This window comes from Mycobacterium sp. NGS45 (assembly GCF_059812645.1).
This window is the reverse complement of record NZ_JCALDB010000004.1, coordinates 145,918-161,290: the sequence shown is the minus strand read 5'-3', so window position 1 is coordinate 161,290 and position 15,373 is coordinate 145,918. Positions and strand designations below refer to the sequence as shown.

Below are 15,373 nucleotides of genomic sequence, written 5' to 3'. Positions count from 1 at the left end.
GGTTCTTGAACACCGTTCAGGTTAACGCACGCGCGGCCGCCACCATGGCCGAGGTGATCTGCGCGATCTCGTCGCCGGTGCAGATGAACGGCGGCATGGCGTAGATCAGATCGCGGAACGGCCGCAACCACACCCCGTGGTCCAACGCCGCGGCGGTGGCCACCGGCAGGTCCACCGGCTGGTGCAGTTGCAGCACCCCGATCGCGCCGAGCACCCGCACGTCGGCGACCGAGGACAACTCGGCGGCCGGCGCCAGCCCGGCACGCAGCCCGGCTTCGATCTCGGCGACCCGGCCCTGCCAGTCCTGGCCCAACAGCAGCTCCACACTGGCCACCGACACCGCGCAGGCCAGTGCGTTGGCCATGAACGTCGGGCCGTGCATCAGCGCACCGGCATCCGAGTTGCTGATCGTCTCGGCGATCTCGGTGCTGCACAGCGTCGCGGCCAGTGTGACGTAGCCGCCGGTCAGCGCCTTGCCGACGCACATGATGTCGGGGCTGACGCCGGCGTGGTCGGCCGCGAACAGCGCACCGGTGCGGCCGAAGCCGGTGGCGATCTCGTCGAAGATCAACAGCACGTCGTGCCGATCGCAGATGGTCCGCAGGTCGGTCAGATAGCGCGGGTCGTGGAACCGCATGCCGCCGGCGCCCTGCACCACGGGTTCGACGATCACCGCCGCCAGTTCGTCGGCGTGCTCGGCCAGCTGGGCCTCGAAGGCCGTGCTGTAGGCCGGGTCGTAGCCGGCCGGCACCTGCGGTGCGAACACCTGCGGGAACAGCAGGTCGGTCCACAGGCTGTGCATGCCGCCCTCGGGGTCGCACACGCTCATCGGGGTGAAGGTGTCGCCGTGGTAGCCGCCGCGCCAGGTCATCAACCGGTGCTTGCCGGTGTGCCCGCGGGCGCGCTGGTACTGCACCGCCATCTTGATCGCGACCTCCACCGACACCGACCCGGAGTCGGAGAAGAACACGGTGTCCAGGCCGGCCGGGGTGATCTCGACCAGCAGCTGAGCCAACCGCGCGGCCGGTTCGTGGGTCAGCCCGCCGAACATCACGTGATTCATCGTCGCGAGCTGGCTGCGGACGGCCTCGTCGAGCACCGGATGGCCGTGCCCGTGCACCGCGGTCCACCAGGACGCCATGCCGTCGAGCACCTCGATCTCGGCGCCGTCACGCACCACGGTCAGCCAGGCGCCGCGGGCCCGGGTGGCCACCACCGCCGGCATCGCGCCGGGCGCGCCGATCGTCGAATAGGGGTGCCAGACATGCGCAGCGTCGATCGCACTGATCTGGTCCGGGGTCAGTGCGCACATGGGAAAAGAGCTTAACGAGTCCCGCTGACCGTCCGACCTGCGTTTGCTGGACGGTTGAGCGCGGGCTGCGCGAAATGAGTCTGGCGATGAAATTCGGTACATTGTCCACGACGATGAGCACCCTGTCCCCGCCCCGGCCGGCTGAAACATCCGGTTCGGGCCCTGTGACCCCGACCGCGATGGGCAACAGGAAATCGGGTTTCTACCGACATGATCTCGATGGCCTCCGCGGTGTGGCCATCGCGCTCGTCGTCGTCTTTCACGTGTGGTTCGGCCGGGTTTCCGGTGGCGTCGACGTATTCCTGGCGCTGTCCGGCTTCTTCTTCGGCGGCAAGCTGCTGCGCTCGGCGCTGGCCCCGGGCGGCTCGCTGTCGCCCGTGCGGGAGGTGAAACGGCTGATCCGCCGGCTGCTGCCGGCGCTGGTCGTGGTGCTGGCCGGCGCGGCCGCGCTGACCATTCTGATCCAGCCGCAGACCCGCTGGGAGGCGTTTGCTGACCAGAGCCTGGCCAGCTTGGGTTACTACCAGAACTGGGAGTTGGCCAACGGCGCCGGGGACTATCTGCGGGCCGGGGAGGCGGTCAGCCCGCTGCAGCACATCTGGTCGATGTCGGTGCAGGGCCAGTTCTACATCGCGTTCCTGCTGCTGGTGTTCGTCTTCGCGACGCTGCTGCGGCGGCCGTTGGGCAAACGGCTGCGGGCCTTCTTCGTGGTGCTGCTGACCGCGCTGACCATCGCCTCGTTCGTGTACGCGATCTTCGCCCACCAGGCCGATCAGATGGCCGCCTACTACAACAGTTTCGCGCGGGCCTGGGAGTTGCTGCTGGGCGCGCTGGCCGGCGCCATCGTGCCGTACATCCGGTGGCCGATGTGGCTGCGCACCGTGGTGTCGGCGGTCGCGCTGGCCGCGATCTTGTCCTGCGGCGCGCTGATCGACGGCGTGCACGAGTTCCCCGGTCCGTGGGCGCTGGTGCCGGTCGGGGCCGCGGTGCTGATGATCCTGGCTGCGGCCAACCGCCAAGATCCGCGGGCCGGCGGCAAGCTGCCGCTGCCCAGCCGGATCATGGCCTGGGGCCCGATGGTGACCCTGGGCGCGATGGCCTACTCGCTGTATCTGTGGCACTGGCCACTGCTGATCTTCTGGCTGTCCTGGACCGGCCGGCCACACGCCGGGTTCGCCGACGGCGCCGCCGTGGTCGCGATCTCGGCCGTGCTGGCCTATCTGACCATGCGGTTCGTCGAGGAGCCGCTGCGCGTGCGTTCGTCCGGTGCCACGCCGGCAGCGTCGTCGTCAGCCGCCGATCCGGTGGTGCTCACGCCGAACTGGCGAGCTCGGCTGCGCCGCCCCACCATGGTGGGCGGCTCGATCGTCGCGCTGCTCGGAGTGGCGCTGACCGCCACCTCCTTCACCTGGCGTGAACACGTCACGGTGCAACGCGCCGACGGCAAAGAACTGGCCGGGCTCAGCGCCAACGACTATCCCGGCGCGCGTGCGCTGCTGCACCCCGACGTCCGGGTGCCCAAACTGCCGATGCGACCCACCGTGCTGGAAGCCGCCAAGGACCTGCCGGCCTCGACGGTCGATCACTGCATCAGCGACTTCAAGAACGGCGACGTGATCAACTGCACCTACGGCGATCCGGACGGCACCCGCACCATTGCGCTGGCCGGCGGCTCGCACGCCGAGCACTGGTTGACCGCGCTGGATCTGCTGGGCCGCACGCACAACTTCAAGGTGGTCACCTATCTGAAGATGGGGTGCGCGCTGTCCACCGATCCCAATCCGTTGATCATGGGCAGCAATTCGCGCTATCCACAGTGCTACCAGTGGGTGCAGAAGGCGATGGCCAAATTGGTCGCCGACGATCCCGACTACGTGTTCACCACCTCGACCCGGCCGTGGAACATCAAACCCGGCGACGTGATGCCGGGCACCTACGTCGGTATCTGGCAGACCTTCGCCGACCATGACATTCCGGTGCTGGCGATGCGCGACACGCCGTGGCTGGTCAAGGGCATGGGTAAGCCGATCATCCCGGCCGACTGCCTGGCCGACGGCGGCGACGCGAAGTCCTGCGGCGCGCCGCGTTCGGAGTTGCTGGCCGATGTGAACCCCACGCTGGAGTGGCTGGTCCGGTTCCCCGGACTGCATCCGCTGGACCTGACCGACGCGGTGTGCCGCGACGACTACTGCCGCGCGGTGGAGGGAAATGTGCTCATCTACCGGGACTCTCACCACTTCACGGCGTCCTACATGCGGACCATGACCGAGGAGCTCGGCCGGCAGATGGGCAAGGCCACCGGCTGGTGGTGATCCGCGGCCGGGTATCCGCGCCGGCTCTTTCGCACTGACGCGCATCCGGGCGCGGGCGCCGATAGGGTCAGGCACATGTGGCCCGGCGATCTCGACCCCGACCCCAGCATCACCATGGTGTGGCCCGGATCGGCCTATCCGCTGGGCGCCACCTTCGACGGCGCCGGAACCAACTTCTCGCTGTTCTCCGAGGTCGCCGAACGCGTCGAGCTGTGTCTGATCGGCAAGGACGGCGCCGAGCACCGGATCGAGCTCGAAGAGGTGGACGGCCACGTCTGGCACGCCTACCTGCCGACCATCAGCCCGGGACAACGCTACGGATTCCGGGTGCACGGACCGTGGGCGCCGCACGAGGGCCACCGCTGTGATCCCAGCAAGTTGCTGCTGGACCCGTACGGCAAGTCCTTCCACGGTGACTTCACGTTCGGGCAGGCGCTGTTCTCCTACCAGCTGGGCGCCGAGGACCTGGCTTCCGGCGGCACCCCGCCCGGGGTCGACTCGTTGGGACACACCATGACCTCGGTGGTGATCAACCCGTTCTTCAGTTGGGACAACGACCGCGCGCCGCGCACCCCGTACCACGAGACGGTGATCTACGAGGCGCACGTCAAGGGCATGACCCAGACCCACCCGGCGATCCCCGAGCAGCTGCGCGGCACCTACGCCGGGCTGTGCCATCCGGTGATCATCGCTCATCTGAAGTCGTTGCAGGTCACTGCAATCGAGCTGATGCCGGTGCACCAGTTCCTGCACGACCAACGGCTGCTCGAACTCGGCCTGCGCAACTACTGGGGGTACAACACGGTCGGTTTCTTCGCGCCGCACTACCAGTACGCCGCGACCCGCAGCGCGGGTGGTGCGGTCGCCGAGTTCAAGCACATGGTCAAGACGCTGCACGCGGCCGGCATCGAAGTGATCCTGGACGTGGTCTACAACCACACAGCCGAGGGCAACCATCTGGGCCCGACGCTGAACTTCCGGGGCATCGACAACGCGGCCTACTACCGGCTGCTGGACGGAGATCCGCGCTACTACAAGGATTTCACCGGCACCGGCAACAGCCTCAACGCCCGCCATCCGCACACCCTGCAATTGATCATGGACTCGCTGCGGTACTGGGTGCTGGAGATGCACGTCGACGGTTTCCGGTTCGACCTGGCATCCACCCTGGCTCGCGAGTTCTACGAGGTGGATCGGCTGTCGGCGTTCTTCGATCTGGTGCAACAGGATCCGGTGATCAGTCAGGTCAAGTTGATCGCCGAACCCTGGGATCTCGGCGACGGCGGCTACCAGGTGGGCAACTTCCCCGGTTTATGGACCGAGTGGAACGGGAAGTATCGCGATACCGTGCGTGACTATTGGCGGGGGGAACCCGCAACCCTGGGTGAGTTCGCGTCCCGGCTGACCGGGTCCAGCGATCTGTATGCCGACACCGGTCGGCGGCCGTCGGCCAGCATCAACTTCGTCACCGCGCACGACGGGTTCACGCTCGCCGACCTGGTGTCCTACAACGAGAAGCACAACGAGGCCAACGGTGAGGACAACCAGGACGGCGAAAGCCACAACCGGTCCTGGAACTGCGGTGTGGAGGGACCCACCGAGGACCGGGCGATCCTGGCGCTGCGGGCCCAGCAGATGCGCAACATGATGGCGACCCTGATGGTCAGCCAGGGCACGCCGATGATCAGCCACGGCGACGAGTTCGGTCGCAGCCAGTCCGGCAACAACAATGTCTACTGCCAGGATTCGGCGCTGTCCTGGATGGATTGGTCGCTGGCCGAACGCAACGCCGACCTGTTGGCATTCGCGCGTCGGGCCGCCGCGCTGCGCACCGCGCACCCGGTGTTCCGGCGGCGCCGGTTCTTCGCCGGGGAACCGCCGCGCGACGACGACCCGATCGGCGACATCGCCTGGCTGACCCGCGCCGGCGAACTGATGACCACCGACGACTGGCACTCCGGCTTCAAATCGGTGGGCGTATTCCTGAACGGACAGGCGATCACCGAACCCAACCCGCGCGGTGAGCGGATCGTCGGCGACTCGTTCTTGCTGTGCTTCAACGCGCACGCCGCGGCGATCGAATTCACCATGCCGCCGGCCGATTACGCCACCGAGTGGGCCGGCGAGCTGGACACCGCCAATCCGACCGGCGCCAGCGGTGCGCTGCTTGCGCACGGTGAAACCGTGACCCGGCCCGGCCGCTCGGTGCTGGTGCTGCGAAAGACGGCGTGAGCATGCGCCCGGTCCTGTCCACCTATCGGCTGCAGCTGCGCGGCGACTGCTTCACCTTCGCCGACGCCGAGGCGCTGCTGGACTACCTGGCCGAACTCGGGGTCTCGCATCTGTACCTGTCCCCCATCCTGACCGCGACCCGCGGCTCCACGCACGGCTACGACGTCACCGACCCGACCACGGTGTCGGCCGAGCTGGGCGGCCCGGACGGGTTGGCGGCGTTGGCCGCCGCCGCGCACCGGCGCGGGCTCGGCCTGATCGTCGACATCGTGCCCAACCACGTCGGTGTCGAAGTGCCCGAGCAGAATCCGTGGTGGTGGGACGTGCTGATGCACGGCCGCGCCTCGGCCTACGCCGAGTTCTTCGACATCGACTGGTCGGCCGACCCGGATGGACGAATCCTGTTGCCGGTGCTGGGTTCTGCCGACGACGTGGAGGCCTTGACGGTCGACGGTGATCGGCTGCGGCTGGGTGAGCGCAGCTTCCCGATCGCGCCGGGCACCGGGTCGGGCACCGGCGCGCAGGTGCACGACCGGCAGCACTACCGGTTGACGGATTGGCGCACCGGGGTGTGCGGCTACCGCCGGTTCTTCTCGATCACGTCGTTGGCCGGGCTGCGTCAGGAGGACCCGCGGGTCTTCGAGGCCAGCCACCGCGAGGTGCGCCGCTGGTTCGAGGATGGGCTGGTCGACGGTTTGCGCATCGACCACCCCGACGGCCTGACCGATCCGGGCCAGTATCTGACCCGACTGCGCGAGCTGATCGGACCCGACGCCTACCTGGTGGTCGAGAAGATCCTGGCCGTCGACGAAACGCTGGATCCCGGCCTGCCGGTGCAGGGCAGCACCGGCTACGACGCGCTGCGCGAAATCGGTGGGCTGTTCCTGGATCCGGCCGGCGCACCGGCCCTGACCGCGCTGGCCGAACAATCCGGCTTCCCGGCCGCGGTGCCCGCCCTGCTGGCCGACTGCAAACGCTCAGCCGCCCGCGACACCCTGGGCAGCGAACTGGCCCGGCTGTGCCGGGCCGTCACGGCCGGCACCGGCCGCACGCACCCGCTGCTGACCGAGGCGATCACCGAACTGCTGACCCGGGTGCCGGTGTACCGCAGCGACTACCGCGGCCTGGACGCAGTGCTGCCCACTGCGCTGGCCGAAACCGCGGGGGCCGCCCCGCAGCTGGCCGAGCCGCTGGCGGTGCTGGTGGCCGGACTGCAGCAACCGGAGCCGGCCGCGAGGCTGCAGCAGCTGTGCGGCGCGATGACCGCCAAGGCGGTCGAAGACCAGCTGTTCTACCGGGATCCGCGGCTGGTGTCGCTCAACGAGGTCGGCGGTGAACCGGACCGGTTCGGGGTCGGGCTGGCCGAGTTCCACCAGGCCGCCGCCCAACGCGCCCGGCACTGGCCGTCGGCGATGATCACGTTGAGCACGCACGACACCAAACGCGGTGAGGACGTTCGGGCCCGGATCGGGGTGCTGTCCCAGGTGCCCGGGCTGTGGACCGAGCTGGTCGCCGACTGGGCCGCCAGTACCCCGTGCCCGGATCCCGCGACCGGATTGTTCCTGTGCCAGAACTTCTTCGGGGTCTGGCCGGAAAACGGCGCGGTCGACGACGAGTTGCGGACCCGGCTGCATGGCTACACCGAGAAGGCGATCCGGGAGTCCGGGGTGCACACCGCGTGGTCGGAACCGGACACCGAATTCGAGGCCGCCATGCACACCTGGGTCGACGAAGTGCTCGACGGGCCGGTGGGCGCCGGTTTGTCGGCGCTCACCAGATCGCTGGCGCCGCACGCGCACAACGACGCCCTGGGCCAGAAACTGTTGGCGCTCACCGTCCCTGGCGTCCCGGACGTCTATCAGGGCACCGAACTGTGGGAGGACAGCCTGGTGGATCCGGACAACCGCCGCCCGGTCGACTACGCCGCCCAGCGCGCCGCGCTGGCCGCCGGCACACATCCGAAGCTGGCCGTGGTTCGGGCTGCGCTGCGGCTGCGCCGTGAACGCCCGGACACCTTCCTGGCCGGGGGTTACACCCCGCTGCTGGCCGACGGCACGTCGTCGGGGCACCTGGTTGCGTTCGGCCGCGGTGCCGACGTCGTGGTGGCCGCCACCCGGCACTCGGTGCATCTGGCCGAATCTGGTTGGGGTGACACCGCTTTGCGCCTGCCGCCGGGCAGCTGGACCGACCGGATCGGCGACCGGCGGTTCGAGGGTCGCGTGCTCGCCGAACAACTGTTCACGCCGTTGCCGGTGGCGCTGCTGGTGCGTGACGATGACTGAGCTACCGGGGGCTGAGCAACACGAATTCGCGGTGTGGGCACCGCGGCCCGAGCGGGTGCAACTGCATCTGGACGGCACGACCCACCCGATGACCCGCACTGACGACGGGTGGTGGCGCGCCACGCTGCCGGCCGCGCCGGGCGTCCGGTACGGGTTCGTCCTCGACGACGACCCGACCGTGCTGCCCGATCCCCGCTCGCCGCGCCAACCCGACGGGGTGCACGAACCCTCGGCGCTGTGGGATCCGGCCACTGCGCAACGCACCGACGCCGACTGGGCCGGGAAGTCGGTGCCCGGTGCGGTGATCTACGAGTTGCACATCGGAACCTTCACGCCCGCGGGCACCTTCGACGCCGCGATCGAAAAGCTGGACCTGCTGGTCGATCTGGGTATCGACCTGGTCGAGCTGATGCCGGTCAACGCGTTCGCCGGTCCGCGCGGCTGGGGTTACGACGGCGTGCTGTGGTACGCCGTGCACGAACCCTACGGCGGCCCGGACGGGCTGGTGCGGTTCGTCGACGCCTGCCACGCCCGCGGGCTCGGGGTGCTGATCGATGTGGTGTTCAACCACCTGGGGCCGTCCGGCAACTACCTGCCCCGGTTCGGGCCGTACCTGTCCTCGGTCAACAACCCGTGGGGTGAGGGCATCAACATCGCCGACGCCGGATCCGACCAGGTCCGCCGCTACATCATCGACTGCGCGCTGCGCTGGATGCGCGACTTCGGAGTCGACGGCCTGCGCCTGGATGCGGTACACGCCTTGATCGACACCACCGCGATCCACATCCTCGAAGAACTGGCCGCCGAAACCGAGGCGCTGGCAGCCGAACTCGGCCGGCCGCTGGCCCTGATCGCCGAAAGCGACCGCAACGACCCGCGGCTGATCACCCCGCGCGAGGACGGTGGCTACGGTTTGACCGCGCAGTGGGACGACGACATCCACCACGCGCTGCACACCGCGGTGTCCGGTGAGCGGCAGGGCTACTACGCCGATTTCGGCTCCCTGCAGACTTTGGCCGATACCCTGCGCAACGGCTTCTTCCACGCCGGCACCTACTCGTCGTTCCGGGGCCGCCGGCACGGTCGGCCGTTGGACACCGCCACCATCCCGGGTTCGCGGCTGTTGGCCTACACCTGCACGCACGACCAGGTCGGCAACCGGGCGCTGGGGGATCGGCCGACGGCGTATCTGACCGCCGGCCAGCTCGCGGTCAGCGCGGCGCTGGCGCTGCTCAGCCCGTTCACCGCGATGCTGTTCATGGGCGAGGAGTGGGCCGCCTCGACACCGTTCCGGTTCTTCAGTTCGCATCCGGAGCCGGAGCTGGCCGAGGCCACCCGGGAGGGCCGCAAGGCCGAGTTCGCCGAACACGGCTGGGATGCCGACGAGGTGCCCGACCCGCAGGACGAGCAGACCTTCATCTGCTCCAAACTGGATTGGGAAGAACGGGTTTCCGGTCAGCACGCCCGGACGTTGGCCTGCTACCGCGACCTGATCACGCTGCGCCGCACCGAACCGGATCTGGCCGACTTCCGGCTCGACCACCTCGAGGTCACCTTCGACGAGCAGGCCCGCTGGATCGTGTTGACCCGCGGTGCGCTGCGCATCGTGGCCAACCTGGGGGCCGATCCCGCGGTCGTCCCGGTCACCGGCGAGGTGATCTACGCCTGGGAGCGGCCCCGCCTGGATCCGCAGAGCTGCACCCTGGACGGGCATTCCTTCGCGGTGCTGCGCAGCGCCTGATCGAGGGGCCTGTGGATGGCGGTACACGCCGTCGCGGCAACCGGTGCACGCTGGCGCGCATGATCACTCACCATTGTCCCGTCCCCCCGTTGGAAACCGCGACCGATCCGATCTACTCCACTGCCGATCTGGGTCAACGCTGGCGTGCCCTGATGGGTCCGTTCGGCTACTACCGTCGAATGGCGCACTTCTGTTTCGTCGGCCCGGACCGCTGCTTCGTCAAAGTGCTGCTCGATCTGCCGTTGCCGGCCCGGCCGCGCATGAGCGTGCTCTCCGACATGTTCGATTCGGTGCTGCCGGAATTCCTGGCTGATTTCGGCGCGGGTTTCACCGTCGCGGCGCTGCTGGCCCGGCCCGGTGCTGGTCCGTTGACCGAACGGGACCGGCGTTGGGCGGCTTTGCTCACCGACGCCGCCGATCAGTTCGGCATTCCGATGGAGCCGCTGTTCGGCGCGAATGATCAAGCCATCGTGGCGTTTTGAGTCGGCTCAGCGGAACCGCGCGGTGTAGTCGGCGAAGTCCCAGCCGGACAGGAAATCGGCGGCTGCGCCGAACCCGTCGTCGTACAGCGCGCGTTTCTGCGGCTCGGACAGGTCGAACTCGAGCACGCCGACGTCGTCGGTGCCGACCCGGATGGCACGGGCCGCCACCCACGGCTGGTTCAGGTAGGCCTGATCGCGGCCCACCAGGATGGTGGTGACCACCTGCTCGAGCAGCGTCGGCGGGGTGAACTTGTGCAGTAACCGCAGCGCCGGGATCACCTGCTCGTTGCCGCTGGGCAGATCCGGCATCAGCGTCACCCCGAACGTGGGCCAGCGCGGTGGTTGGCCGTCGGTGCGGTCCAGCGAGTCGAGCGGGAAGTTGGACAGCAACCCACCGTCAACCAGGGTCGAGGTGCTGCCGTCGGCGTGTTCCAGGGTGGCCGGCCGGTAGAAGAACGGGATGGCCGTCGAGGCCCGCACCGCATCAGCCACCGACTGGGTGTCCGGGTCCAGGCCATAGACCCGCTGATAGTCCCAGGGCAGCCGGATCAGTTGTCCCAGCGTGACATCGGCGACCGTCACCACCAGCCGGTAACGCTGCTCGGCGGGCAGTTCGGGTGCCTCGATGGCCAGATCGGCGAAGGTCTGTACCCCGAAGTCGGCCAGCCTGCTGCTCACCCAGCGGTGCAGTGCGTCGCCGCGATAGATGCCGTCCCCGGACAGCACACCCCAGGCCGGACCGAGCAGCGGAATGCGTTCCAGCGGGCCCTGATCCAGCCAGGCCCGATAGTCGATGTCCATCGCCAGCGCGGTCAGCCGCTGCACGTCGGCTTGCCCGGCCTGCACCGCCGCGGCCAGCACCGCACCCACCAGCGCCCCGGCCGAGGTACCCGAAATGCGTTGCGGCGCATAGTCGGCGTCGATCAGCGCGGCCACCGCGCCGACCAAGCCGATGCCCTTGACGCCACCACCGGACAGGACCAGGTCGGCGCGTTTGGTCATGACAGCGCGACGCCCAGCAGCGCATCGACCGCGGTGGCGACCAGGGCCGGCGACGCCGGATCGTGGCCGCCGTACTCCAGCGCGTCGGTGCACCAGGCATCCACGGCGGCAAGGGCTTTCGGGGTGTCCAGGTCATCGGCCAGATAGCGGCGCAGCCGGGTCAACAGATCGCCGGCATCCGGGCCGGCCGGCAGTGCGGTGGCCTGTCGCCAGCGCGCCAGCCGACCCAGGGCTTCGTCGAGCACCGCCGGACTCCAGTACCGGTCGGCCCGGTAGTGCCCGGCGAACAGGCCGAGCCGGATCGCATTCGGGTCCACGCCGTCGGCGCGCAACGCCGACACCAGCACCAGGTTGCCCAGGCTCTTGGACATCTTGGCGCCGTCCCAGCCGATCATCCCGGCGTGCACGTAGTGCCGGGCGAACCGACGCGCCCCGGTCGCGGCCTCGGCGTGCGCGGCGGAGAACTCGTGGTGCGGGAAGATCAGGTCGCTGCCGCCGCCTTGGACGTCGAAACCCATGCCGAGCCGGTTCAGCGCGATCGCCGAACACTCCACGTGCCAGCCCGGCCGGCCCGGCCCGAACGGGGACTCCCAGCTCGGCTCGCCGGGGCGAGCCGCGCGCCACAGCAGCGCGTCGAGTTCGTCGGCCTTACCGGCCCGGTCCGGGTCACCGCCCCGCTCGGCGAACAACTCCCGCATGGTGGCGTGGTCATAGTTGGATTCGTAGCCGAACTGCGGCGTGGCTTCGGCGCGGAAGTAGATGTCCGGATACTGCGGGTCGTCGACGACGTAGGCCGCGCCGGCGGCCAGCATCTTCTCGACCAGTTCGATGACCTCGTCGATGGTGTCGGTGGCGGCCACATAGTCGCGCGGCGGCAGCACCCGCAGCGCGGCCATGTCCTCGCGGAACAGCTGGGTTTCCCGGTCGCCGAGCTCACGCCAGTCGATGCCGTCGCGCTCGGCGCGTTCGAACAGCGGATCGTCGACGTCGGTGACGTTCTGTACGTAGTGCACGTCGTGGCCGGCGTCGAGCCACTGCCGGTACACCAGGTCGAATGCCAGGTAGGTGGCGGCGTGCCCGAGGTGGGTGGCGTCATACGGGGTGATGCCGCAGACGTACATGGTGGCCGTCGGCCCGGGTGACACCGGGCGCACCTGCCGGTCGGCGCTGTCGTAGAGCCGTAGCCCGGGGCCACGGCCCGCCAGTTCCGGAACGGGGGTCGCCGACCACGATTGCATGCGTTGGACTCTATTCGGTGCCATGTCTAGCCCAACCCGATGGCGGCCAGCAATATGCCGGCCAGTTCCGGCCGGCACATCAGCAGATCGGGCAGATACGGGTCCGGACGGTTGTAGAGCATGGGCGAACCGTCGATCCGGGAGGCGTGCAAACCGGCCGCCAGCACCACCCCGGCCGGGGCCGCCGAATCCCATTCCCACTGCCCACCGGCGTGCACGTAGGCGTCGACGTCGCCGCGCACCACGGCCATCGCCTTGGCCCCGGCCGAGCCGATCCGGACGAATTCGACGTCCATCTGTTCGGCGATCCGGTACAGCACTGCCGGCGGCCGGTTGGCGCTCGCGGTGATCCGAATCGGTGCGCTCGGGTCGACGCGCGGTCCGGCGACCACGGTGTCGGAGCGGTACACCTCGCCGCGGGCCGGCAGCGCGACCGCGGCGTCGGTGATCCGGCCGTCGGGGTGGCCGTCGCGCTGCCACAACGCGATGTGCACCGCCCAGTCCTCGCGGTACGGGATGGAGTATTCGCGGGTGCCGTCGACCGGGTCGATGATCCAGACCCGCTCAGCGCGCAGCCGCAGCAGATCGTCAGGGGCCTCCTCGGACAGCACCGCATCGTTTGGCCGCTGCACGGCCAGTCGACTCAGTAGGAGTTCGTTGGCGCGCGCGTCGCCGGCATCGCCGAGCATCCACGGATAGTCGTAGCCGACCTCGTCGCGCATCGCCAGCAGCAACTCACCGGCCTCGGCGGCCAACTTGGCGGCCAACGCCGCGTCGGAAAGCTCCGCGTCGTCTTCGGTTGCCGCACTCACCGACCCAGTATCCACCGCTGAGCCCGATGACCCGGCGTCCGGGTACGCCGCGACGGTAGATTGCGAACATGCTCACAACGTTGCGCACGACGCTCAGCATGCTGGTCGCCGTGGCGTTTTCGCTCGTGCTGGCCGGCTGTGCGGGCGCCGAGGAGCCGCGTTCGTTGGCCGGCACCAGCTGGCAACTGATCTCGCTGCGCTCCGGCGACGACGCGCAGGGCACCATCGAGGTGCCGGACCCGACCAAGTTCACCGTCGAGTTCTCCGACGAGGGCCGGGCGTTTTTCCTGCTGGACTGCAACCGCGGCAACGGCGGCTACACGGTGGCCCCAGCCGACGACGGGATGTCCGGCACGCTGGAATTCGGGCCGATCGCGGTCACCCAGATGCTGTGCCCGCAGCCGTCGTTGGACAACCAGGTGGGCGCGGCGCTGGCCGAGGTCCGCGGCTATGAGTTCGTCGACGACAAGCTACAGATGAACCAGCAGGCCGACGGCGGCGTGCTGATCTGGCAGCCAGGCGTTTAGAAGGCCGGCCACGGGATCGGGCGGCGCCGGTCCGGGCCGGGCATCACCGGGGATTCCAACAGCTCGGCCGCGCGGGTACGCAGCGCGCTGATCTCGTCGGCGGTGATCAGCTCGGTCAGCTGATCCGACCAGCCGTCGTCGAGCGCGTCGAGCAGACCGGCGACGTCGGCCAGGATGTCGTCGTCGACCGGCTTGCCGGCCCAGCCCCACAGCACGGTGCGCAGCTTGTCCTCGACGTGCAGACACAGTCCGTGATCCACGCCGTACACGCCACCGTCCACACCGGCCAGGATGTGCCCGCCCTTGCGGTCGGCATTGTTGACCAGCACGTCGAACACCGCCATCCGGCGCAGCCGGTCATCGTCGGCGTGGATCAGCAGCACCTCGGTGCCGGTGTGGTCGTAGGCCCGCAGCACCGGTAGATAGCCGACCGGCAGCTGATCGGCCGGGGCCAGGTCCACCAGATCCAGCTGCGCAGCCTCGGCGGCGTTCGCGTCGCCGTCGTCGTCGTCGGGCGTGTCACCGGGCTGGTCCACCCAGCACTGCAGCATCCCGGAACCGGCCGGTCCGTCACGAATCACGGTGTGCGGCACGATGTTCCAGCCCAGCCGCTGGGACACCAAGAAGGTGGCCAGCTCCCGGCCGGCCAGCGTGCCGTCCGGGAAGTCCCACAGCGGCTGCTCACCGGCGATCGGCTTGTACACGCAGTGCAGGGTGCGACCGGCCAGCTCGGCCTCGCACAGGAAGGTGGCGTTGGAAGCGGACCGGATCCGGCCCAGCACCGTCAACCCGCCGTCGCGCAGCACCTCGAGGTCGGCGCGGCCGAGTTCAGCCTTGTTCGTCATCGTCGGTATCGAGCGATTCGGCCCGCCGGTACCCGTTGGTGCGCACACACACGTGGCCCTCCGGGGTCAGCGGCTCGTCGCACAGCGGGCACGGCGGGCGACCCGCCGAGATCACCCGCTGCGAGCGGTTGGCGAACTGCCGTGCCGAATCCGGGCTCAAGAACACCCGCACCGCGTCGGGGCCCTCCTCGGCGTCGTCGAGCACCACTGAGGCGTCGAACTCGGTGTCGCTGACCGCGAGCAGTTCGACCACCACGGTCTGCGCCTCGGAATCCCAGCCCAGCCCCATGGTGCCGACCCTGAACTCGGCGTCCACCGGCGTCTGCAGCGGCCCGAGGTCCTCGACTTCGGCGCCTTCCGGCGGCAGCGGGGTCCCGAACCGCCGGTTCACCTCCAGCAGCAACGCGCCGATCCGATCGGCGAGTACCTCGACCTGTTGCTTCTCCAGAACCACCGACACCACCCGGGCTTCGTGCACCGCCTGCAGGTAGAAGGTGCGGTTTCCGGGCTCCCCGACGGTCCCGGCCACGAAGCGGTCGGGACTGCGGAAGACGTGAATCGAGCGGGCCATGGCTCTTCCAAAATACC

At 69.2% G+C, this 15,373-nt stretch carries 12 protein-coding genes; 6 read left to right on the top strand and 6 right to left on the bottom strand.

Annotated features, from left to right (window positions below; all coding sequences use genetic code 11):
- Nucleotides 1-16: 16 nt before the first annotated feature.
- A complete protein-coding gene (locus AC5Y3P_RS05840; protein ID WP_500044938.1) occupies nt 17-1,312 on the bottom strand; it encodes an adenosylmethionine--8-amino-7-oxononanoate transaminase in 1,296 nt (431 codons plus the stop codon).
- A gap of 113 nt (nt 1,313-1,425) precedes the next feature.
- Here AC5Y3P_RS05840 and sucT point away from each other — a divergent pair, with 113 nt between their 5' ends.
- The 5 genes from sucT (at nt 1,426) to AC5Y3P_RS05815 (ending at nt 10,361) form a co-directional block, all read left to right on the top strand.
- Nucleotides 1,426-3,624, top strand: coding sequence for an acetyltransferase SucT (gene sucT / locus AC5Y3P_RS05835; RefSeq protein WP_500044996.1), 2,199 nt, complete (start codon nt 1,426-1,428; stop codon nt 3,622-3,624).
- Nucleotides 3,625-3,699: 75 nt separating this feature from the next.
- Nucleotides 3,700-5,856, top strand: a complete 2,157-nt coding sequence (gene glgX, locus AC5Y3P_RS05830) for a glycogen debranching protein GlgX (protein ID WP_500044937.1) — start codon at nt 3,700-3,702, stop codon at nt 5,854-5,856.
- A gap of 2 nt (nt 5,857-5,858) precedes the next feature.
- Nucleotides 5,859-8,138: a malto-oligosyltrehalose synthase gene (treY, locus tag AC5Y3P_RS05825; protein ID WP_500044936.1), complete on the top strand. Its 2,280-nt coding sequence runs from the start codon at nt 5,859-5,861 to the stop codon at nt 8,136-8,138.
- Nucleotides 8,131-9,879, top strand: coding sequence for a malto-oligosyltrehalose trehalohydrolase (gene treZ / locus AC5Y3P_RS05820; protein ID WP_500044935.1), 1,749 nt, complete (start codon nt 8,131-8,133; stop codon nt 9,877-9,879). The genes treY and treZ overlap by 8 nt, the downstream gene beginning before the upstream one ends.
- A gap of 89 nt (nt 9,880-9,968) precedes the next feature.
- Nucleotides 9,969-10,361: a hypothetical protein gene (locus tag AC5Y3P_RS05815; protein ID WP_500044934.1), complete on the top strand. Its 393-nt coding sequence runs from the start codon at nt 9,969-9,971 to the stop codon at nt 10,359-10,361.
- A 6-nt stretch (nt 10,362-10,367) separates the two neighbouring features.
- Here AC5Y3P_RS05815 and AC5Y3P_RS05810 read toward each other — a convergent pair whose 3' ends face one another.
- From AC5Y3P_RS05810 to AC5Y3P_RS05800, 3 genes are read right to left on the bottom strand one after another with little or no spacing between them, the layout of a single operon-like run.
- Complete coding sequence (locus AC5Y3P_RS05810; RefSeq protein ID WP_500044933.1) at nt 10,368-11,363, bottom strand: patatin-like phospholipase family protein; 996 nt, start codon at nt 11,361-11,363, stop codon at nt 10,368-10,370.
- Nucleotides 11,360-12,601 (bottom strand): cysteine--1-D-myo-inosityl 2-amino-2-deoxy-alpha-D-glucopyranoside ligase, encoded by a 1,242-nt coding sequence (gene mshC, locus AC5Y3P_RS05805; RefSeq protein ID WP_500044932.1) that lies wholly within the window; start codon nt 12,599-12,601, stop codon nt 11,360-11,362. Before mshC ends, AC5Y3P_RS05810 begins: the two co-directional genes overlap by 4 nt.
- Nucleotides 12,602-12,627: 26 nt before the next feature.
- Nucleotides 12,628-13,413, bottom strand: a complete 786-nt coding sequence (locus AC5Y3P_RS05800; RefSeq protein WP_500044931.1) for a 3'(2'),5'-bisphosphate nucleotidase CysQ — start codon at nt 13,411-13,413, stop codon at nt 12,628-12,630.
- Between the two features lie 68 nt (nt 13,414-13,481).
- Between AC5Y3P_RS05800 and AC5Y3P_RS05795 the strand changes: the two genes are divergently transcribed.
- Nucleotides 13,482-13,940, top strand: a complete 459-nt coding sequence (locus AC5Y3P_RS05795; protein WP_500044930.1) for an META domain-containing protein — start codon at nt 13,482-13,484, stop codon at nt 13,938-13,940.
- On the opposite strand, the gene AC5Y3P_RS05790 is transcribed toward AC5Y3P_RS05795, so the two are convergent.
- Both AC5Y3P_RS05790 and AC5Y3P_RS05785 read right to left on the bottom strand, forming a co-directional pair.
- Nucleotides 13,937-14,785, bottom strand: coding sequence for an SCO1664 family protein (locus tag AC5Y3P_RS05790; protein ID WP_500044929.1), 849 nt, complete (start codon nt 14,783-14,785; stop codon nt 13,937-13,939). The two genes, AC5Y3P_RS05795 and AC5Y3P_RS05790, sit on opposite strands and share 4 nt — an antisense overlap.
- Nucleotides 14,769-15,356: a DUF3090 domain-containing protein gene (locus AC5Y3P_RS05785; protein WP_500044928.1), complete on the bottom strand. Its 588-nt coding sequence runs from the start codon at nt 15,354-15,356 to the stop codon at nt 14,769-14,771. Before AC5Y3P_RS05785 ends, AC5Y3P_RS05790 begins: the two co-directional genes overlap by 17 nt.
- Nucleotides 15,357-15,373: the final 17 nt, after the last annotated feature.